General features: G+C 66.0%; 22 protein-coding genes. 12 read left to right on the plus strand and 10 right to left on the minus strand.

Annotated features, from left to right (window positions below):
• Positions 1 to 4 precede the first annotated feature (4 nt).
• Together trxB and BLU32_RS13365 are read left to right on the plus strand one after the other, a co-directional pair.
• Entirely contained in the window at positions 5 to 970 is a 966-nt protein-coding gene (gene trxB, locus BLU32_RS13360) for a thioredoxin-disulfide reductase (protein WP_093811024.1), read from the plus strand.
• Positions 971 to 1,005: 35 nt separating this feature from the next.
• The gene (locus tag BLU32_RS13365; RefSeq protein WP_208976884.1) at positions 1,006 to 1,902 is read left to right on the plus strand and encodes a LysR family transcriptional regulator; all 897 of its coding nucleotides are present in this window, start codon (positions 1,006 to 1,008) and stop codon (positions 1,900 to 1,902) included.
• 444 nt (positions 1,903 to 2,346) lie between these two features.
• On the opposite strand, the gene BLU32_RS13370 is transcribed toward BLU32_RS13365, so the two are convergent.
• The 8 genes from BLU32_RS13370 to BLU32_RS13405 all read right to left on the minus strand — a co-directional run bounded on the left by BLU32_RS13370 (position 2,347) and on the right by BLU32_RS13405 (position 12,407).
• Positions 2,347 to 3,057, minus strand: coding sequence for a DNA helicase (locus BLU32_RS13370; RefSeq protein ID WP_157727672.1), 711 nt, complete (start codon positions 3,055 to 3,057; stop codon positions 2,347 to 2,349).
• A gap of 194 nt (positions 3,058 to 3,251) precedes the next feature.
• Positions 3,252 to 4,220, minus strand: coding sequence for a protein-methionine-sulfoxide reductase catalytic subunit MsrP (gene msrP / locus BLU32_RS13375; RefSeq protein ID WP_093807699.1), 969 nt, complete (start codon positions 4,218 to 4,220; stop codon positions 3,252 to 3,254).
• A gap of 107 nt (positions 4,221 to 4,327) precedes the next feature.
• Positions 4,328 to 5,467: a PQQ-dependent sugar dehydrogenase gene (locus BLU32_RS13380; protein ID WP_093807701.1), complete on the minus strand. Its 1,140-nt coding sequence runs from the start codon at positions 5,465 to 5,467 to the stop codon at positions 4,328 to 4,330.
• A gap of 63 nt (positions 5,468 to 5,530) precedes the next feature.
• Complete coding sequence (locus BLU32_RS13385) at positions 5,531 to 7,588, minus strand: elongation factor G (RefSeq protein WP_093807703.1); 2,058 nt, start codon at positions 7,586 to 7,588, stop codon at positions 5,531 to 5,533.
• Between the two features lie 363 nt (positions 7,589 to 7,951).
• Positions 7,952 to 9,151 carry a pyridoxal phosphate-dependent aminotransferase gene (locus BLU32_RS13390; protein WP_093807705.1) on the minus strand — a complete coding sequence of 400 codons (1,200 nt, stop codon included), beginning with the start codon at positions 9,149 to 9,151 and terminating at the stop codon, positions 7,952 to 7,954.
• Positions 9,152 to 9,244: 93 nt separating this feature from the next.
• Positions 9,245 to 9,685 (minus strand): glyoxalase superfamily protein, encoded by a 441-nt coding sequence (locus BLU32_RS13395; RefSeq protein WP_093807707.1) that lies wholly within the window; start codon positions 9,683 to 9,685, stop codon positions 9,245 to 9,247.
• The gene (locus tag BLU32_RS13400) at positions 9,682 to 11,073 is read right to left on the minus strand and encodes an MATE family efflux transporter (RefSeq protein WP_093807709.1); all 1,392 of its coding nucleotides are present in this window, start codon (positions 11,071 to 11,073) and stop codon (positions 9,682 to 9,684) included. Before BLU32_RS13400 ends, BLU32_RS13395 begins: the two co-directional genes overlap by 4 nt.
• Before the next feature lie 218 nt (positions 11,074 to 11,291).
• A complete protein-coding gene (locus BLU32_RS13405) occupies positions 11,292 to 12,407 on the minus strand; it encodes a PAS domain-containing protein (protein WP_093807711.1) in 1,116 nt (371 codons plus the stop codon).
• A gap of 260 nt (positions 12,408 to 12,667) precedes the next feature.
• Between BLU32_RS13405 and BLU32_RS13410 the strand changes: the two genes are divergently transcribed.
• From BLU32_RS13410 to BLU32_RS13450, 10 genes are all read left to right on the plus strand, one after another.
• Positions 12,668 to 12,961 (plus strand): hypothetical protein, encoded by a 294-nt coding sequence (locus tag BLU32_RS13410; protein ID WP_157727673.1) that lies wholly within the window; start codon positions 12,668 to 12,670, stop codon positions 12,959 to 12,961.
• Complete coding sequence (locus BLU32_RS13415) at positions 12,961 to 13,185, plus strand: hypothetical protein (RefSeq protein ID WP_093807715.1); 225 nt, start codon at positions 12,961 to 12,963, stop codon at positions 13,183 to 13,185. The genes BLU32_RS13410 and BLU32_RS13415 overlap by 1 nt, the downstream gene beginning before the upstream one ends.
• 394 nt (positions 13,186 to 13,579) lie before the next feature.
• A complete protein-coding gene (locus BLU32_RS13420; RefSeq protein ID WP_093807717.1) occupies positions 13,580 to 13,990 on the plus strand; it encodes a DUF3775 domain-containing protein in 411 nt (136 codons plus the stop codon).
• 142 nt (positions 13,991 to 14,132) lie between these two features.
• Entirely contained in the window at positions 14,133 to 14,267 is a 135-nt protein-coding gene (locus BLU32_RS22480; RefSeq protein WP_256371421.1) for a hypothetical protein, read from the plus strand.
• Positions 14,268 to 14,313: 46 nt separating this feature from the next.
• Positions 14,314 to 15,225, plus strand: coding sequence for a DMT family transporter (locus tag BLU32_RS13425; protein ID WP_093807719.1), 912 nt, complete (start codon positions 14,314 to 14,316; stop codon positions 15,223 to 15,225).
• A 39-nt stretch (positions 15,226 to 15,264) separates the two neighbouring features.
• Complete coding sequence (locus BLU32_RS13430) at positions 15,265 to 16,245, plus strand: DUF1624 domain-containing protein (RefSeq protein ID WP_093811026.1); 981 nt, start codon at positions 15,265 to 15,267, stop codon at positions 16,243 to 16,245.
• A 131-nt stretch (positions 16,246 to 16,376) separates the two neighbouring features.
• The gene (locus BLU32_RS13435; protein ID WP_208976885.1) at positions 16,377 to 16,820 is read left to right on the plus strand and encodes a hypothetical protein; all 444 of its coding nucleotides are present in this window, start codon (positions 16,377 to 16,379) and stop codon (positions 16,818 to 16,820) included.
• A 168-nt stretch (positions 16,821 to 16,988) separates the two neighbouring features.
• Positions 16,989 to 18,119: an anhydro-N-acetylmuramic acid kinase gene (locus BLU32_RS13440; RefSeq protein ID WP_093811030.1), complete on the plus strand. Its 1,131-nt coding sequence runs from the start codon at positions 16,989 to 16,991 to the stop codon at positions 18,117 to 18,119.
• 37 nt (positions 18,120 to 18,156) lie between these two features.
• A complete protein-coding gene (locus BLU32_RS13445; protein WP_197673612.1) occupies positions 18,157 to 18,570 on the plus strand; it encodes a DUF6665 family protein in 414 nt (137 codons plus the stop codon).
• A 121-nt stretch (positions 18,571 to 18,691) separates the two neighbouring features.
• Complete coding sequence (locus BLU32_RS13450) at positions 18,692 to 19,720, plus strand: DUF1402 family protein (RefSeq protein ID WP_244501702.1); 1,029 nt, start codon at positions 18,692 to 18,694, stop codon at positions 19,718 to 19,720.
• A 53-nt stretch (positions 19,721 to 19,773) separates the two neighbouring features.
• Here the strand turns inward: BLU32_RS13450 and BLU32_RS13455 are convergent, their stop codons facing one another.
• Entirely contained in the window at positions 19,774 to 20,043 is a 270-nt protein-coding gene (locus BLU32_RS13455; protein WP_093807721.1) for a hypothetical protein, read from the minus strand.
• Positions 20,044 to 20,154: 111 nt separating this feature from the next.
• Complete coding sequence (locus BLU32_RS13460) at positions 20,155 to 20,814, minus strand: MBL fold metallo-hydrolase (RefSeq protein ID WP_244501703.1); 660 nt, start codon at positions 20,812 to 20,814, stop codon at positions 20,155 to 20,157.
• Positions 20,815 to 20,845: the final 31 nt, after the last annotated feature.

Consider the following 20,845-nt stretch of genomic DNA (forward strand, 5'->3'; position numbering starts at 1 on the left):
GAGAATGACCGAACAGCATCACAAGCTCCTGATCGTCGGATCGGGCCCGGCCGGCTACACCGCCGCCGTCTACGCCGCGCGCGCCATGCTGGAGCCGGCGCTCGTCACCGGCATCCAGCCCGGCGGCCAGCTGACGATCACCACCGAGGTCGAGAATTACCCCGGCTTCGCCGATCCGATCCAGGGGCCATGGCTGATGGAGGAAATGCGCAAGCAGGCGGAAAACGTCGGCACGCAGATCATCTACGACACGATCCTTGAAGCCGACCTCACCACGCGCCCCGTGCGCCTGACCGGCGACAGCGGCACGGTCTACACCGCCGACGCCCTTGTGATCTCCACCGGCGCGCAGGCAAAATGGCTCGGCATCCCGTCTGAGGATGCCTTCATGGGCGCCGGCGTCTCGGCCTGCGCGACCTGCGACGGCTTCTTCTACCGGGGCAAGGAGGTCATTGTGGTCGGCGGCGGCAACACGGCCGTGGAGGAAGCGCTGTATCTCGCCAATCTCGCGTCGAAGGTCACGGTCGTGCACCGGCGCGACGAATTCCGCGCCGAACGCATCCTGCAGGACCGGCTGGAGAAAAACCCCAAGATCGAGGTGGTCTGGGACAGCGTGGTGGAGGAAGTGCTCGGCGGCGGCGTGCCCAAGGCGGTCACCGGCGCGCGCATCAGGAACGTCAAGACCGGCGAGACCAGCGAGATCCCCGGCGACGGGTTTTTCGTGGCGATCGGCCATGCCCCGGCCGTGGACCTCTTCAAGGACCAGATCCAGATGAAGCCGACGGGCTACATCTGGACCGCGCCCGACAGCACCCAGACCTCCATTCCCGGCGTCTTCGCCGCCGGAGACGTCACGGACGAGATCTACCGCCAGGCGGTCACGGCAGCGGGCATGGGATGCATGGCAGCCCTTGAGGCGGAACGTTTCCTCGCCGGGCTCGACGTTGCAGACTCCGAAGCGGCAGAATAGACTTCCGGATACAAAAACAAAAAGGTTGGGTCGCTGTGCCGTTGGACTGGGACAAACTCCGTATCTTCCATGCTGCGGCGCAGGCCGGGAGTTTCACCCACGCGGGCGAGACGCTCAACATGAGCCAGTCTGCCGTCAGCCGTCAGGTGAGCGCGCTCGAGCATGACCTCAAGGTCCCGCTCTTCCACCGTCATGCGCGCGGGCTTCTTCTGACCGAGCAGGGCGAGGTGCTCTATCGCACCGCGCGCGAGGTCTTCATGAAGCTGGAGGCGGCGCAGTCGCGTCTCACCGACAGCCGCGAGAAGCCGAGCGGCGTGCTGCGCGTCACCACAACGGTCGGCCTCGGCTCGACCTGGCTCACCCAGCGGCTGAACGAGTTCATCGATCTCTATCCGGAAATGGAGCTCAGGCTCATTTTCGACGACGACGAACTCGATCTCGGCATGCGCGAGGCCGATGTCGCCATCCGGCTGCGCCAACCGACCCAGCCGGACCTGATCCAGCGCAAGCTGTTCACGGTGCATTTCCACCTGTTCGCCGCCCCCTCCTACATCCAGCGCTTCGGCTCGCCGAAATCCATCGACGAACTCGGCGGCCACCGCATCATCACCTTCGGCGAACACGCGCCCGCCTATCTGCGCGACATGAACTGGCTGGAAACGGCCGGCCTGCCGCCGGGCCAGCACCGGCGTTGCGTGCTGCGCATAAACAACGTCGTCGCCATTCGGCGCGCGGTGGAGCGCGGCATCGGCATCGCCATCCTGCCCGACTACATCAACGAGGAAGGCTCCGGTCTGGTGCAGTTGCTGCCGGAGGCGGACGTCCCGAGCTTCGACACCTATTTCGTCTATCCTTCGGAACTGAAGAACACGGCGCGCATCACCGCTTTCCGCGACTTTCTGCTGTCCAAGGCGGAACGCTGGACGTTCTGACCAGGCGCGCCGTTCCGCGCGCTTTCGCTGCACTGCCGCATTCCGCGCGATCCCGCTGCCGCGACCTGCGCCATGGCGGCGTGTGTCCAGATGAAGACTTGCCGCTGCGGAAAGCTCCGATTTGGAAAATCATGATATATTTTAGGGCATTGAGCCCGAAAAACAGACGCTTTACCCGCGACCGCATAACACGGATGCATCGCTTCTCCCAAGATGCGCGCTGATTGCATATCAGCATTGCAAGACTGCTTCTTGAATAGGCGGCTTGTGCACTGCATATAAGCAACAGGCTGTTGGTCTGCTTCGTCGCTACCTCCTCCCAGCGACGTTATATGCGACCAGCTGTTCCCCTCTGGAAGGTGATTGCGCCACCTAGGTGGCAAAATCAGATAACTGCCGGGTCTTCGGACCCGGCTTTTTTTTTGCCCGGCCGATGTCGGTCGGTCAGACCGGATCACTCAGCCGCATCTCTCCTTCATGCAGGAAACAGGTTCGCGAGAACGCGTCCGGGCGCCCGGGCCACGGCGCTGCCAGGTCGTCAACTCCCGGAACAGGCGACAAGGCCGGATCGAAGCCACGCGCCACTTGAGACAGGAAGACGATCACCAGGCCCCGTTCGCGGGCAAGCGCGCCGAATGCGGCCACCTCGCGCGCATTTGCCTCGCGCCCTTCGTCACGCGCCAGAAGCTGAAGATAATCGATGACGGCGAGACTCCCGGACGCGGCGCCCGCCATGCGCTCGCCGACGAGGCTCGCTTCGAGCGCATCCGGCGTTTCGATGCACACCGTGCCGCCGACGGCGTTTTGCGCCCCGCGTGGCGTCAGAAGACCGGCAGCCTCCCAGGGCGCATAGAAAAGGGAGAAAAAGACCGCCATGCGTCCCCGGACGGCTGCCTCTTGCAACAGGTCAAGCGCAAGCGCCGTCTTGCCCTGTCCCGGTCGGGCGGCGAGCAGCAGCGTGTCACCGGGAGAAAGCCGCGCGAGCAATCTGCGGGCCGGCGCATGGCGCGCCGCCTGCGCGGCCAGAAGGCTCCAGCGGGCATGCCCTTCCTCGCGGGCGACATGGTCAAGCGCGGCGTTGAGCGAGATACCGGTCTCGCGGGCATGCAGGCGCGCTCGACGTTTCAGGCGATAGATGGGGGCGGTAAGGCGCATGTTCGAACCTCCGTCGGGGCGGAAAGCGCAATCCCTCCTCATGCGAACGCCCGAACAGATGGTTCAAGGATGAACTGCCCCGTATGACGGATACTTCCCCGAGACGGAGGGAGGGAGGCGCGGGCCGAGCCTAGAATGGCATTTTCCCTCTTCGCCGCACACCGGTCAAGAGAGGCCCCCGCGCCAATTCGTCCTCACATAAAGAGCGCCTCGCCCTCCTTGTCCTTGTAGAGATGGGCGACCTGTTCGCCGTAGCCGTTGAAGAGCCGGGTCGGAACCCGTTCGTCGCTCGACAGCAGGCGCTCGGTCGCCTGGCTCCAGCGCGGATGCGGCACCTCCGGGTTCACATTCGCCCAGAAGCCGTATTCCGCCGCCTGGATCTCTTCCCAGAAGCTGACGGGCCGCTCGTCGGTGAAGGTGAAGCGCACGATCGACTTGATCGACTTGAAGCCGTATTTCCATGGCACGGCGAGGCGGAGTGGTGCGCCGAACTGCTTGGCGAGCGGCTTGCCGTAGACCCCGGTCGCCATGAAGGCGAGCTCGTTGGTGGCTTCCGCGAGCGTCAGCCCCTCCACATAGGGCCAGGGGTTCCAGGACGCCCGCTGGCCGCTGGCCACATCGGGATCGAGGAAGGTCTCCATGCGAACGTATTTCGCGCCCGCCTGTGGCCCGGCGAGCTTCACCAGATCGGCAAGCGGAAAGCCCGACCACGGCACGGTCATCGCCCAGGCCTCGACGCAGCGGTGGCGGTACACCCGCTCCTCTAGCTGCACCTTCGACAAAAGCTCGTCGATGCCGAGCGTCTGGGGATTGTCGCACAGCCCGTCGATCTTCACCTCCCAGGGCCGGATCTTCAGCGCCTGTGCAGCACTTGCGATCTGCTTGTGCGAGCCGAACTCGTAGAAATTGTTGTAGGTGGAGGAAATCTTCTCCGGCGTGATGGCGCGCTCGACCGTGTAGGCGTCGTTGCGCGCCACCGGATAGAGCGATGCGCTCGGATCGTCGGCGGCCAGCGCGCTGCGCGAAAACAACGCCCCGCCTGCGACGCCGCCTGCCGCCGCAAGGCCGAAGCCGGCGAGGATCTGGCGGCGGTTCAAAAACACATGCTCGGGCGTGACGGACGATTCCGGAAGGTCCCAGGACCGTTTGTGTATGGTCGGCATGGCGATGCCTTTCCTCTCAAGGTGCTGACGCGTTTGCCTTACCCGATATACCTGGCCGCGCTCGCGCACAAATCAAACCCGCTTGATGTGCCGTGAACGGCCCCCCTTCACGGCGCGGCCGAAATCCGGTACAGCGCGCCATCGGCCTCGTCGGTGGAAAACCACAGCGTGCCCCCGGGGCCGTTGCGAAGCGTGCGGATGCGCCCGTAGTCGCCAACGACTAGCCGTTCCTCGTTCGTCACCGCGCCGTTCTCGACCTCGAGCCTGGAGATCAATTGATCCTTGAGCGCGCCGACGAAGAGATCGTCCGTCCATGCCGGGATCGCGTCGCCCGAATAGAACGCCATGCCCGAGGGGGCGATGGAGGGATCCCAGTAGTGCACGGGCTGCTCATAGCCCTTCGCCGTCGTGCCGACACCGATCCTGCCGCCGGAATAATGCCGCCCGTAGGAGATCACCGGCCAGCCGTAATTGAGCCCGGCGCGCGGCACATTGATCTCGTCGCCACCGCGCGCGCCATGTTCCACGGTCCACAACCGCCCGGTCCCGGGCTCGACGGCCGCGCCCTGGATGTTGCGATGGCCGGTCGACCACATTTCGGGAAGCGCCTTTTCTCCGTTGGCGAAGGGATTGTCGGCCGGAATGCCGCCGTCGCGGGCCACCCGTAGCACCGAGCCCGCGTGATCGAAGGGGTCCTGCGCGCGCTCCGCCTCGCCCCGGTCGCCGGTGGTGACGTAAACCGTGCCGTCGGGTGCGGGAATGACGCGCGAACCGAAGTGCCGCCCGCCCCGCGTCTTCTTGTCCATGCGCGCGATCACTTTCACGTCGGCAAGCCGCACCGTGCCGTCCTCGCGCAGGAGCCGCGCCCGCGCCGCCGTCGTGCCGGCTCCGCCCGGCCCCGGTTCGGAATAGGTCAGGAACACGTCGCCGGTTTGGGTGAAATCCGGCGCGACAACCACATCGAGCAATCCACCCTGGCCCGAGGCCCGCACCTCAGGCACGCCGGCGACCTCGACGCGCTGCCCGAGATCGGCGGACACCCAGAGCATCCGCCCGTCGACCTCGTTCACCAGCAGCGAGCCGTCGGGCAGGAAGTCGAAGCCCCAGGGGTAGTCCAGACCGTCGACCATCTTCGTCACGGTGAACCGGGCGGAGGCCGCCTCATGCACCTGTTGCGCGAGCGCCTGCGGCAGGCTCGCCAAACCGATGACAGCTGCAAGACCAAGACCCTTGAACGGAAATCGCATCCACTTCCTCCTGTCGAAACACGCCCCGAGGAAGAAGGTAGGCACGCGGCGTCCGGTTTCCAGTCAGGCGGCCTTTGCGGCGCGACGGGCGCAGACCTCGTCGGCGGCCTTGCCGTTCAGTTCGGCCAGATGATCGAACCGGCTGGAAAAGCTCGCCACGCCTTGCGTCGCGGAGCGCAATTCGACGATGAGGTCGGCGGTTTCGGCCGTTGGCATCATCGCGCGCACCTCGTCCCAGCCCGGCCAGCCGGGCCGTGCGTCGAAGCCGAGCAATTGCCCCCGGCGCGCCGACACAATGCCGTTGATGCGTGGCGTCGCCTCGCTCGGGCAGCGGATCGTCACCAGGTCGACGGGTTCCAGCAGCACGGGCTTGCACTTCGGAAGACCCTCGCGCATCGCCTGGATCGCGGCCATGCGAAACGCCTGGTCGGAGGAATCGACGCTGTGGAACGACCCGTCGGTCAGGGTGACGCCGAGATCCACCACCGGAAAGCCCAGCGCGCCGTCACGGATCGCCTCCTCGACGCCCGCGCGCACCGCCGGAATATACTGCCTGGGAATGACGCCGCCGGTGATCGTGTCGGTGAAACCGAAGCCCTCTCCGCGCGCGAGCGGATGGATTTCCAGCGCGACATCGCCGAACTGGCCGTGCCCGCCGGACTGCTTCTTGTGGCGCGCACGCACAAACGCCGAGCCGCGAATGGTCTCGCGATAGGGCACGCCCGGCGGCGCCGTCTCCACTGTCAGGCCATATTTGCCGGCAAGACGCTCAAGGGCGACACGCAAATGCATTTCCCCCTGCCCCCGAAGCAGGGTCTCGCCGGTCTCCGGCACGTGGTGAACGCTGAGCGAGGGATCCTCCTCCGCCAGTTTCGCAAGGGCTGCATTAAGCTTGACCTCGTCGCGGCGCTCGCCCGGAGAGACCGCGAGACCCAGCGCCGGCGCTGTCTCGACGACCGGCAGAAACTGCAAGTCGAACGAAGCGTCGCCCAGCGTCTCGCCGGTGGCGACCCCCTCCAGCTTGCCGAGACCGACCGTCTCGCCGGCACCGGCCGCATCGCGTTTCGTCGCCTGCTGGCCCATCAGCCGGTAAAGCCCGGACACCCGCGCGACGCTGCCATCGCCCCGCGTCAGCACATCGCCATCCGCGACATGGCCACTGAGCACCCGCACCAGCGAGAGCTTGCCCGCATGCGACGTGTGCAGGGTCTTGAGCACCTGGACCGCCGCCTCCGGAGAACCGTCCTCGCATCCCAGCCGCATACGGATCTCGTTCACCCCCGGCGTCTCGTGCCGCAGCGCCTTGAGGAGGCGCCCGATGCCGTTTCCGTGTTCGGCCGATCCGAAGAACACGGGGCAAACCAGACCCGCGCGCGTTTCGCTTGCGAGATCGGTGAAGATCCGCTCCGGTTCCGGCGCCAGGTCCTCCAGCAGCGCTTCCATCAGCGTGTCGTCGTGATCGGCGAGCGTTTCCAGCATGGAAAACCGCGCCTCGACCTCGCGCGCCATGGCCTCGTCGGGAATGTCGATGATCTCGCTCGGCGCATGCTCGCGGTAGACATAGGCGCGCTCCAGCGCCAGATCGATATAGCCGGTGGCGATGCCATCCTTCCAGATCGGCACCTGGCGCAGCAGCAGCGGCACGGCGGAGGCCGGCTGCAACATCGCCAGAACCTCGCGGATGCGGCTCGCGGACCGGTCGATCTTGTTGACGAAGACGAGCCGGGGAACGCCGCGATCCTCAAGCTGCTTGAGAATGAGCTGAAGGGCGGGCAGCTTCTTCTCGTCCCCTTCCACCACGACGACCGCGAGATCGACACCGGCAAGCACGCCCGCCGTTTCGCCGAGGAAGTCGACCGCGCCAGGACAATCGAGGAAGGTGAAGGGATCGCCCATGAACACGGTCTCGGCCGCATTGACCTCGACGCTCATGGCATGCGCCCGCGCTTCCGGCGCGCCGTCGCCGACCGTGTTTCCCGCGCTCACGCTGCCCTGGCGCGAAATCGCACCCGAGCGGGCGAGAAGGGCCTCAAGCAGCGTGGTCTTGCCGCTGCCCGAAGGGCCGAGGATTGCGATGCATCGTGACCGGGCGCCGCCGGCCGTCTCCCTGGTGCCGCGCATGGGGACGTCTCCCTCTCCCGGCCATGATGCGCCGACGTCAGCGGGCCGCGGGCACGCGGCCGATGCGAGGGCGTGCCTGGTCCGGGGCACGGCGATGACCGGGTCGGGCCGCGCGCCGGAGCCACCACCTGCCGAATGCAGGTGAAGAGCAAAGCCCGCCGATTGCGGGCGCAAGACAGAACCCGCCGACTGCCGACGGAGGATTATCGTCGCGCCGATCCTTGAAGAAACGCAAGGAAATCCGTTGCCGCAGCGCAGCACGGACGGGCGCGAGAGATCCGTACCGAAACGCAAAAAGCCGGCGGGTCGCCCCGCCGGCTTTGAGGATTTCAACGCTGTCGCGCAGTCGAGACCGCGCGCGCCTTACTTCAGGTTGCCGCAAAAGCGCTGGATGCGCTCGCAGGCCTGTTCCAGCGCTTCCGTGGAGGTCGCGTAGGAAATGCGGAAGTTGGGGCCGAGGCCGAAGGCCGAGCCATGCACAACGGCGACGCCCTCGGTTTCCAGCAGCTCGGTGACGAAGTCCTCGTCGCTCTCGATGACCTTGCCGGACGGCGCGGTCTTGCCGATGGTGCCGGCGCAGGACGGGAAGACGTAAAAGGCGCCTTCCGGCACCGGGCAGGTGATCCCCTTGGCCTGATTGAGCATCGAGACGACGAGATCGCGGCGGCCCTTGAACACCTCGTTGTTCGCCGGGATGAAATCCTGCGGTCCGTTCAGCGCTTCCACGGCCGCCCACTGCGCGATGGAGCAGGGGTTGGAGGTCGACTGCGACTGCACCTTGGCCATCGCCTTGATCAGATCCGCCGGGCCGCCGGCATAGCCGATGCGCCAGCCGGTCATGGCATAGGCCTTGGACACGCCGTTGACCGTGAGCGTGCGCTCGTAGAGCCCGGGCTCGATCTGGGCCGGCGTGGTGAACTCGAAGTCGTCGTAGACGAGATGCTCGTACATGTCGTCGGTCATCACCCAGACATGCGGATGGCGCATGAGCACGTCGGTGAGCGCCTTCAGGTCCGCGCGCGAATAGCCGGCGCCCGACGGGTTCGACGGCGAGTTGAAGATGAGCCACTTGGTCTTCGGCGTGATCGCGGCTTCCAGCGCCTCGGGCGTGATCTTGAAGGTCGTCTTGTCCGCCTCCACGATCACCGGCTCGCCGCCGGCGAGAAGCACCATGTCCGGATAACTGACCCAATAGGGCGTGGGGATGATCACCTCGTCGCCCGGGTTCACGGTCGCGATCAGCGCGTTGTAGAGCACCTGCTTGCCGCCCGTGCCCACCGTGATCTGGCCGGTCTCGTAGGTGAGGCCGTTCTCGCGCTTGAACTTCTCGACGATCGCCGCCTTGAGCTCGGGAATGCCGTCGACGGCGGTGTATTTGGTCTTGCCTTCCCGGATCGCCTCAATCGCGGCCGTCTTGACGTTTTCCGGCGTGTCGAAATCCGGTTCTCCGGCGCCGAGCCCGATCACGTCGCGGCCGGCAGCCTTGAGTTCCCGCGCCTTGTTGGTCACGGCGATGGTGGCGGAGGGTTTGACGCGTGCGAGCGCGTCGGCGATGAAGGCCATTGGGATCTCCCGGTAAATGGGCATGAAGTGCAGGTGCGCGAGATTACTTGCGCGCGCTACCGCGCGCAAGGCCGCAACACCCGCCGTCGACCTCTATTCCGGCGCTCCGATCTCAATCCGCAGATGCGCGTTTCCCGTCGACGTGCGCTCGCGGGAGTGTCCACGGGGACCGACCAGACCCCGGATCCGGCGGCGAAGATTGGAAAATCCGTCGAAGGAAACGACATCCACGGGATCATCCAGATCGAGCACCATCCGCACCCAGCCGGAGCGCAAGGGTTCCGCGTCGACGACGCGCGCCGTGAAGGACTGCAACAGATACGTCCCGGAGACGCGCCCGCCCCGCGTCCAGTTCGCCGGTGGACGGTCGTCGATGGCGGCGTGAAGGGCGTTCCAGTCGCGAAAGCCGTGGTCGTGCGCCACACGCTCAAGCGCCTGCGCGTGGCCGATCCGGATGCCCCGTTCGCCAAGCCCGGCGCGCAACCGCCGGGCCTGGGCCTTTGCCTCCAACCTCGTGGGAAGCCGGTTTTTCATCGCCCGTCCCCCGCGTCCGTCCGATACAGGCCGAGACGGCGCGATGGATCTCGCGCGTTCGCGGCCAGCACCACGAGCGTGAGCGCGAGCAGCAGCGCTTCGGCGGTCGGCCCGGCGCGCCACACGCCCGGCTCGCCGAAGCGCGCGGAAAGCGCGAAGGTGAGCGGGATCGCGAACAGATAGGGCTTTGCAAGCCCGAGCAGCGCGGCCCGGGACGCATCGCCGACCGACTGGAAGTAGCTCGCGATCATCATCAAGGGACCGGACAGGAAAAACAGCGCGATGACAACCGGCAGGATGCGGCCGACCTCGGCGACAACGGCCGGGTCGTCGACGAAAGCCCGGCCGATATCCGGTGCGAAAACCGTCATCAGAAGCTGCAGCACGGCGCAATAGGCAAGCGCCGTCGCCATCGCGATGGTCAGGCTGGCATTGGAGCGGTGCCACGCGCGCGCACCGTAGTTGTTGCCCGTGATCGTTTGCATGGCGTGCGACAGGCCGAGCAGCGGCAGGAACGCGAAGGTAAGGACCCGCGTGATCACACCATAGGCCGAGACGGTATCGGCATAGCCCGGGCTGTCGACCATCTGCAGCGCCGCCATGATCGCCGCCGATCCGAGCGCGAGACCGACGAAATTGAGGCTTTGCGGCGCGCCCAGCGCCAGGATCCGCGTCCAGGAATGCATCACACCGTGGCGGACGAGCGCCGACGGGCGCAATGCCGTCGCCCCGCGAAAGCGGAAGGTCAGGATGATCGCGAAGGCCAGTGCCTGCGCCATCGCGGTGCCATAGGCGGATCCGGCGACCCCCAGTTCGAGGATGGCGATCAAAACGTAGTTGAAGGCCATGTTCGCCACCGACACCAGCAGGCTCATGGACGCCATGAAACCGACCCGGCCCTCGTTTCGCAACGCGTCCGAATTCACCGACAGAACGAAGAGTAGCGGCGCGAAGGCCGCCGTGATCTGCAGATAGGTCAGACCCATGCCTGTCAGGTCAGGCGAGCCGCCGGCGGCAAGGCCGACGACCTGCCGGCCGAAGCCGGCAAACACCGCGATCAGGGACGCTCCGATCAGGATCGCCAGGCCATGCGCCCCGGCGAAAACGCGGCGGGCGGCGCCGAAACGCCGGGCGCCGAGATGGCGCGCCAGCAGGCTGGACATGCCGCTGGACACAAGCGTCGCAAGCGCGACGATCAGCATATAGATCGGAAAGATCAAGGTGACCGCGGCCAGGGCCTGCGGGCCGACATAACGGCCCAGAAACAACGCATCGGCGACGGCGAGAAGGCCGTTCATTCCCATCACGAAGATGATGGGAAGCGCGGTCCTGACGTAGATGGACCCCAGCGGGCCCTCGAGAAATATGTTGGAGGCGGTCTTCGACACGGTCCCGGCTTCCTCTTGCAAACGGCGCGCAAGAATTGGACAGGCACCCGCATTCCCATCCGCGCGATACGCTTGGAGGATCGTTCAAGACAGGGATGCGGAACTTCACCGGGACACAAGGTCAGCGGGCGGCAGGCGTCGGCAGGCCTTGTCGGGAGGTAGCCGAAGTCGGTGCTCCGGTCAACGCCCGAGAGGGATACCCGCGCCCGGTTGCGACCTCAGTGCTTGCTTTCGATCACCAGGTACTGACCCGAACCACCGTCAACGACGCTCGCCCTGAGGCGCTTGCTGCGCGACACCCCGTCGAAGCCGCTGACCGTTGCCTGAAGCGGCGCGGTGCTGTTCTTGCGCGCGTGCTCGATCAGAGAGACGAAGGTGCGCGGGTGCAGCATGGTCTCGGTGATCGGCGCGGACTCCATCATCTGCTCGGTGATGGCGAAGGTCTTGCGCGCCGACGCATTGGCGGAAATCAGCATGCGGGTCTTGAGATCGACGACCAGAAGCGGCGCATGCACGAGATTGAAGACCTGCTGGAAATCGACCGCGCAGTCGTTCACTTTCTCGGCCGAGAAGACGACGCCGCCAAGGCCCGACGAAACGCGGAACGGGATCAGGTCGTAGGTCAGCGTCATGGAATCGCCGGACGCCAGGAAGAACCGCTTGTTGCCGTCGACGGGCGCGCGCCGCGCCAGCGTCGTCAGCACCACCGACGTCAGGGTCTTGCCCACCCGGTTCGGGATATGGGCGATGTTGCGCCCGATGCACAGCGTCGGATCGGTGATGTGAAAGAGGTCGTAGAGCGCCTGGTTCGCGTAGCGAAGATAGCCGAAGCTGTCGACGACGAGCACCGCCTTCTCGCTGCCCTCCACCAGATGACGAATCAGCGGCGCGACACCGCGCACCGCGGTACCCGTCGCCTCGTCCTCGGCATCGGTGCCCGAGACCGCGATCACGAAGGTACGCCCGCCCTCCGCCTGGTAGCGGGTCGCGATGAGCGACAACCCGTTGCCGAGATCGTCGCCGCCAAGCTCGACCGGGCCGGCGGAGCCGTATTTCACGGCATGCTGGATCAGGCTGAGAATCTGTTTCTGGTCGTTCTGGGCCAGATTGCGCAGCGCGCTCGACAGGTTCGCCTCGTTGAGACCCGCGACATGCTCGAAATCGAGCGAGGGCGATTCCATCCAGACCAGCCGCTTGGTCTGAACATCGACCATGAAGAATCCAAGTCCGGCAATCGACAAGGCCGCGCTGCTTTCGGCGCCGCCCTGCGCCTTGGCTGCCGTATCCGCCTCACCATCCGAGGCCTGTCGTTCGACCTTTTCCACTGCGCTCATGTTCTGTCTTCCGCTTGCCGCAACGCTCCGGCGGCCCTGCAGGGGGCGCACCGGTTCCTGTTCGCGAAGCTTCGCAAAAAGCTCCTGCGATTCCGTAAAGGCAATTCCATCAAAAAGAAGCGGCGGCGTTCATAATTGTGAACGCCGCCATGGTTACGCCTCGAAATGATACAGGAACCGCCCGATTGACGGCCCGGCCCGGCCCCTTTCGAAAGCCAGGATGCCCAAATCGACGTCCTGGGATGTTTCGGAGTATCGCAATGCATATCCCTCACCAGCCAGACCGCAAGGCCCCGTCAGGCCGCAAGGCCAAGGGCCTGCGCAGCCGGATCGTTCCTGCCGCAGCCATCGTGCTTGCCGGTGCGGCGCCCGCCCTGCTGATCGCCTCCAGCGCACGCGCCGCCGGCGCGACGCCCGCGGATGACTGGACGATCGGCCTCCTCGCGCTCTCGTTCGGGTCGATGCTCCTGCTGCTCACGGTCTTCGCCCGGCATCTGGCGCGCAACCTCAAGGCCAGCGCTGCCCGCCATGACCTGAACCGGAGGGACATGTGATGCGCCTCCCCCGCCGCAGCACCTTTTCCGCAGCGCCGCACTGGGCTTCCGATTCCGGGGAGGACCGTGACCACACCGCGCTTCATCTTGCCGCGGCCGTGGCACTCGGTCTGCTGTTTGCCGCGTCGCTGACACTGTTCGGCGGCCCCCTGGCAGACGGTCTCAAGGACCTGGCACCAAACCCGGCGGGACAGGTCCAGTCGATCGACCCGGCGAATTTATGAAGCGTTTCCTTCTCCGTGACCGGTGAGCACCGGCGGGCGATTGAGCGCGCCCTGCCCGCCACCTGCGCGGGCCGGAGGCGTTATCCGTGCCGGATCGCTTCGCCCGTCCCTGCTTTCCCCTGTCTTTCGGTCTCCGCACGCGCCTCCAACCACAAGCGCGCGACACACGCTCTGGCATTTGACCTTGGCCGGGCGTAGGGTCTGTCGCATTCGCGGGCATCCCCAAGCAAAGCCTTGCGCTGGATCAAGGTGCGATCGACGCCCGCGCGGCAGTGTCGTATCACTCTGCCGGGCGACCGGGCGAGCCGGCCGGACGGGCCGGTCGGATGTCACCGAGCCGAATGAACACCCAATGCGGGAGCATGCTCCCGGAAACGAAGCGGAGTATCGAACCATGGCGGTCGATCTGTCCCTCACACCGGAAACGCTCCGGATGCTTGTGCAAAAAGGCCGCGCAGCGGCCGCAACGCTGGAAGACGGGTTCGAGGACGGGCGCGACCGCGAGGTCGAATTCGACACCGACACGCTTCAGGACACGCATGCGCATGATGGTCTGGCCGAGGAGGAAACGGAAGATTTGTCGAGCGAGGAGCTGATCGAGCTGATCAACGATCTCAACGTCGACGAAGCCGCCGAAGTCGTTGCGATCGTCTGGATCGGCCGCGGAGACTTCGACGCCGCCGACTTCCCGCAAGCCGTCGAGGACGCCCGCGAGCGGGCTGTCGGATCGACCGCCAAGTATCTGGCAGGCATGCCGCTTTTCGCCGACCACCTCGAGGCCGGGCTCGACGCGCTCGAACTGTAGGCGCATCCGCCGGAGGCGCTCCGCCGCCGTGCTGCCCGTCACGAGGGCCATGGACGGACGCAAGCCGGCGGGGCGTCGCTTCACGGGTTGTTAACCATATTGGCTGTCCTCTGTGCACAATGACACCCAGCGGAGACACTTCATGAGGTTTTCTGACCCCACTCGGACGGATACGCTGACTGCCCGCAAGACATCGCCCTGGCCGCTTGCGCTCACCGTCACCAGCGCTGCGCTGACACTCACGCTGATCATCTGTTTCGCTTTTCCAAACGGCTGACGATTGAGTGCTTGCGGGCATCTGTTCATTCAGGTAGCGCAAGCGGATGAGTCGTCCCGCCGCAAACATGCTGCTGCTCCTTGCCGCCCTGATATGGGGATCGGCCTTTGTCGCCCAGTCGACCGCAATGCGCGATCTGGGACCGCTCACCTTTACCGGCCTGCGCTTTTTCATCGCCGCACTCGTCGTCCTGCCGTTCGCGGTAAATGAAGGAAGGCGGCAGCCGGCCGCACCGCTCAATGCGGGGCACGCGCTGCGTTTCACCGGGCTCGGTCTGGTGTTCTTTCTGGCGATCGCCCTGCAACAGATCGGCCTGACGCACACAACCGTCACCAATGCCGGCTTCCTGACGGGCGTTTATGTGGTGCTGACCCCCATTCTCGGGCTGCTCGCGTTCGGGGAACGACCGCATGCGGTGGTCTGGCCGGCGGCGCTCGTCACCCTTTCCGGCATCTGGCTGCTTGGCGGCGGCACGCTCGCGGACCTCAACGTCGGCGACCTGCTGATGATCGTCTGCGCATTCTTCTGGGCCCTGCACGTGTGCCTGCTCGGCGGCATGGCGTCATCAAGCGGCCGCCCCCTGGCGCTCTCCGCATGGCAATTCGCGGTCGTCGGCATCGTTGCGCTCGTGCCCGGCCTCCTGATGGAACCCGTGTCGCTTCCCGCCATCGTCGCCGCCGGCCCGGAACTGATCTACACCAGCGTGTTTTCCGGCGGACTGGCGTTCACGCTGCAAGCGCTCGGTCAACGCTGGACCCGCTCCGGAGACGCGGCCATCCTGCTGTCCTCAGAAGCGCTGTTCGCGGCGATCTTCGGGGCGCTTCTGCTTGGCGAACGCGTCAGCGCGGCAGGTCTTGTCGGCTGCCTGCTGATCTTCCTTTCGATTGTCGCGGTACAAGTCGTCCCGATCATCGGATGGTCTCGCCTGAGAGCGCGGATCCGGCCACGCGGAGCCTGACGGCCTCCACGCACAACAGCCGAAGGGCGAGGGAGCATGATGCAACATCAACCCGCAGCGACCCGGCGCCCAAGGAGGCTGGACGTCTTCGACATCACGCGCGGCATCGCGCTTCTGGCAATGGCCGTCTACCATCTGTCCTGGGATCTGAGCTGGTTTTCGCTGGTCGACTGGCGCGTCTCAAGCGACCCCGCCTGGCGCGGCTTTGCGATCTCGATTGCCGCAAGCTTCCTGTTTCTGGCAGGCGTCAGCCTTGCGCTGGCGCATGAAAACGGCATTCGCTGGCGCCCGGCCCTGTGGCGGATCGCCCGGATCGCCCTGGCCGCCGCCGCCATCAGCGTGGGCACCTACTTCGTTCTCGGCGACGAATTCGTCCGCTTCGGCATTCTCCATGCCATCGCGGCCGGGTCGCTCGTCGCCCTGCCCTTCGTGCTCGCCCCGCCCCTGCCGACGCTCGCTGCCGCACTCGCGGTTTTTCTGCTGCCGCGCCATGTGGCGGTGTCCTTTCCCGGGGACCAATGGCTGATGTGGACGGGACTGACAGAAGATCCGCCATTGTCGGTCGACTATGTGCCGCTCTTTCCCTGGCTCGCCGCCATTCTTGCCGGCATTGCGGCGGTGAAGCTTCTGCGCGGACGGACGCCCTGGTCGCTGCTTGCGGGCATCCGGGCGAAGGGCGCGTTTTCACGCACCATGGCCTTCGCCGGCCGGCATTCGATGATTGTCTACCTGCTGCACCAGCCGATCCTTTTCGGGTCGGTCTGGGCCGTGGTGGCGCTCGGCCTTGTGCCGGACGCGAGCGACCGCGCGTTCCTCGACCAATGCGCCGCTTCCTGTTCCCTCGCCAGCGAGGCGGACGACTGCACGCAAGTCTGCAGCTGCACGCTTGACGCCATGCGAGACGACGGTTCCTGGGGCCGCCTGCTTGACGCTCCCCGGGATCCGGCCCTCAATGACCTTCTGAGCCAACGCTATGGTGCCTGTGCCGCTCCTTTCGCCCCGTCCGCGCCAACGGACTGAAGCCGGCAGGGCAAGGGGCGCAGCCGTTGCGTCCGTGATGCGGGTCACAGACCTGGTGTGACGGGCGCGCTATGCAGGATGACGACAGCCGTGGCGACAACCGGGAAGGCCGGATGAACGGGGGGACGAAAATGCATTTCACCAGACTCTTGAAGGTCGTTGCGGCGTGCGCGATGCTTTTGCCGGCAGGTGCGATCACCGCCGCACTGGGCTCGACAGAGGCCCGCGCCGACAGTTGCTGGTCCCACAACGGATCGCTGATGCGCCTGAAGGCGCAAGGAAACCGCCGATGGTTCCTCTACGAGGCGCCACGCCCGGTGCTGCGCGAAGCCGGCGTCGCCACCGGCACGCTGCTGTTTGAAGGCGTGAAGCGCGGCAACTGGTATGAGGGCACGGCACGGGTGTTCTCGCAGGCCTGCCCCGGTCAGCCGCAAGTCTATTCGGTTGCCGGACCGGTGCGCGCCGACCAGTTGCAGGTGACCATGTCGGGACGGCGCAACGTCAACCGCCAGTGCCATCCGACCGACCGGGTCACCACCGACACGCTGGTCTTCACCTATTCGCACCGCTGCTAGGGTCAGGACCTGTTGCTATGACTGCGATGGTCGGAGCGGATCCGCACGGAATACCATGTCGCAATCCCTTGAAAGGCTCCAGATTGATTGCGATCCGCGAGTCACCGCATGATTGCCAGAAACATCGCCGGTCCCCAACCCGGGCCGCACACACAGGAACAACCGCGCATGACGCCGCCCTGGTCCATTGGTCTGATGACCGGAACCGTTCTCGACGGCAACATCGACATCGCCGCCCTGCGCAGCGACGGCGAAACCGTCGCCGAATTCGGTCCCTGGCGGCTTGCGCCCTATCCCGGCGACCTCAAGCCGCTGTTGCAGGAAGCCCTCGCAACAGCCGCCGACTGGGCGTTCGAGGGGGCGGAACCGGAAATCTTCAAGAGGGCGGAAGAGCGGGTCACCCTTGCGCAAGGCGAGGCGGTCGAAACCTTCCTGCGCGACTTCGGCCTGAAGCCGGCGGAGATCGCCGCCGTCGGATTCCACGGCCAGACGGTGCTGCACCGCGCGCCCGCGGCCGGCAGGCCCGGCCGCACCCGGCAACTCGGCGACGGGCGGCAGATGGCCGATCGCCTGGGCATCGCCGTGGTCAACGACTTCCGCAGCGCGGACATGGCGGCCGGCGGTCAGGGCGCGCCCCTGTCGGCGGTCTATCACGCAGCCCTGCTTCGCGACCTCGCCGAACCGGGCACGACGGCGGTCCTCAATCTCGGCGGCGTCGCCAATGTCACCTGGGTCGACGGCAACGGTCGACCGCACGCCTTCGACACCGGCCCCGCCAATGCGCCGCTGAACGACTGGATCGTCGAACACGGCCTGGGCGAGATGGACCGCGACGGGCGGATCGCGGCAACGGGCACCGTCGACGAGGACCGGCTCACAAGACTTCTGGACCACCCCTATCTGGGCACGCCCTATCCGAAGTCGCTCGACCGCAATTCCTTCACGAAAGCCATGGTGCGCGGTCTGACCGCAGAAAATGGCGCGGCAACGCTGACGGCCTTTTCGGCGGCCGCCGTCGGACGCGGCCTCGACCTCTTGCCGCAGCGGCAAAAACGGCTGATCGTGTGCGGCGGCGGACGGCGCAATCCGCGCATGCTCGAGGCGCTCACCGAGCGCGCTGGCGTCGAGGCGCTCGCCGCGGAAGCGGTCGGTTGGCGCGGCGATGCCATCGAGGCGGAGTGTTTCGCCTTTCTCGCCGCGCGCTGCCTGCGCAGACTGCCGATCTCCTTTCCGCTGTCGACCGGCGTTGCGCATCCGCTCCCGGGTGGGGTCTTGCATGCCTTGAAGGCAGACGCCTGATGGGCCGGGCCGCACACCAACCGGAAAGGCGACGGTCATGAGCCTGCGTCCACCATCGGCAGCCGCTGCCGCCTTCGATCCGATCGGAGAGGCGCTGCGCCATGAAACCGTCGGCGAAATGGCGGCCACGCTCGCCCGGCTGACCGCCGTTCTGGAGACCGCGCTCGTCAGTCTCGATCGGGCAAGCCAGGCCGCCGCAATGTCGGACGCAGGCGAGGAACCGCGCGCACCCGACCGGCGCACCGCGCGCCGGCACGCGCAGGCGTGCGACGCATTGTGGAACGTCATGATCCAGCGTGAGCTGTGCGGGCTGCGTCGCCACGAGGCATTCCTGCGCGAGATGAAAGTGCCGCGATCCGTCGAACTGTTCATGGGTCCGGCCGCCACCGCATCCGCCCGCACCGGCGGGGCCCGCGCGGCCGGCCCGTCTGCGCCGGGCGCTCCCGGATGAACCGGCAACATATGGATAGGTCATGATGGCAGACACGGAATGCCGGCGCGTTGCGCTTCCAACACGCCCTTGTTGCGTATATGGAAGGGGTACGAAAAACATGTCAGCGCTGGACGAATGCATGGCCCCTCCCCCGCCCCGATCCCGCACGCGCCCGATCGCCTGGATGACGAGGCTCTGGGCGACGGCCGCCATCGCCGCCGCGGTCACGCTTGCCCCGTTGCCCGTGTCCAAGGTGCTGCCGCTCGGCAGCGGCGCGGCGCAGGCCGCCCGGGTCGTGCCGGAAGGCAACCGCAAACGCTCCCAACCGAAGATCCCCTTTGCATCCTCGCGCCGCACGGCCGCCAGCAAGAGCGCCTATGACGCGAAGTTCGACAAGATCGTCGCCGTCCTGCGCCGCGACAGTCGGCTGATGCGCAACATCAAGAGCGCGGCAAATCGCTACGGGATCGATCCGGTTCACATGCTTGGCGCCATCGTCGGCGAGCATACCTACAATTACGACAGCCTCGACAGCGCCCAGTCGTATTACGTCAAGGCTCTGGCCTACGCCGGGATCCGCATCAGCTTCGAACTCAACGGCGAGCACGTGGAAGACTTCGTGCAACGGTCGCAGTTCGACCGGTGCAACAAGGGCAAGAAAGAAAGCAACACGCTCTGGAACTGCTACCAGCGCTACTGGAACAGCCGGTTCCGCAACAAGACGGTCGACGGGGTCCGCTACCCCAACAAGACCTTCAACGAAGCGTTCTTTCAGCCCCTTTTCGCGGGCCAGAGCTTCGGCCTGGGCCAGCTCTCGCCTCTCACCGTACTGAAGATGAGCGATCGCGTGTCCCGCGTGAGCGGTTTCCGCAAGCTGACCGCGCGCGACGCACAGGAAGTCTATCGTGCCACGATGGACCCGGCAAAATCGCTGCACTACATGGCGGCCGTCCTGCGCGACGCGATCGACGCCTACAAGTCGGTTGGCGGTGTCGACATCTCGAAAAACCCGGGATTGACCGCAACCCTATACAATCTCGGCGATCCGTGGAGCCGCGCGGCGCAATACCGGCGCAGGCGCGCGGCGGGAAGCGCGCGATGGCCGAGCGAAAACTATTACGGCTGGCTTGTGAACGCGCGCATCGACGTGCTGAGGGGTCTTCTTTGAACGCGCCGGCGATCATCAAACGGGCCGCCGCAGGGTGACTTGGGACCCGTCGTTCATTCCATCCAGCAAACTTCCTTCATCACCTTCACCAGTTCCCCGGTATCGGGATCGCGCACCGGCGTGAGCATGACATTGCACACCTTCACGCGTTTCTGGAACGGCGAGCGTCCGCCCCGGATCTGGGGTCCGCCGCGCGCCTCGTCCTGCGTGAGACGATCGAGCAGCAGCAACCGGTCGACGTAGTCCTCCGCCGTGGCGGCGGGCACGGCAAGCGCGACCGAAACGATCGCGCCGGCGAGCGCGGAAAGCGAATTCTTGACCATGTGACCCTCCTTCAGGTCGCTACAGGGCACATAAGGCCCACTCGTCCGTATATTGCGGGTCCGCAGGCCATGCACCCCCGCGCCGTCACCGGCAATGACGCAGGAATGCGCCTATTTCAGGAACGGGTTGGTCTGGCGCTCGTGTCCAAGGGTCGAGGCAGGGCCGTGACCGGGCAGGAAGGTGACATCGTCGCCAAGCGGCAGCAGCTTGTCGCGGATCGAGGAGAGCAGCGTTCCGTGATCCCCGCCCGGCAGATCGGTCCGCCCGACGGAGCCGGCGAAGAGCACATCGCCGGAAATCGCGAACCGCAACTCCGGGTCGAAGAACACCACGTGACCTGGCGCATGTCCGGGACAATGCAGGACCTGAAAGGCGCGGCCGCCGATCTCGACGCTGTCGCCTTCCTCGAGCCAGACGTCGGGCTTCACCGCGCGCACGCCCGCAACCCCGAAATCACGGGCCTGATCCTCGACCCGGTCGATCAGCATCTGGTCGGCGCGATGCGGACCGACGACCTCGACGCCGAGGCGTTCCGCCAGTTCGGCCGCCCCGCCGATGTGATCGATATGCCCGTGGGTCAAAACGATCTTGTCGACGGTCACGCCATGCTCGCCGAGAGCCTTCTCGATTTTCTCGACATCGCCGCCGGGATCGATCACCGCGCCGCGCCGGCTTTTCTTGTCGAACACGATCGAGCAGTTCTGCTGGAACCCGGTCACGGGAATCACGACCACCTGGATCGGCGGCTCATGGGTGCTTGTGTCGGACATCATTTCCCCTTTTCGCCCGCAACCGCGTGCA

The sequence above is a fragment of the Stappia sp. ES.058 genome, assembly GCF_900105595.1.
In the GTDB taxonomy this organism is placed as follows: domain Bacteria; phylum Pseudomonadota; class Alphaproteobacteria; order Rhizobiales; family Stappiaceae; genus Stappia.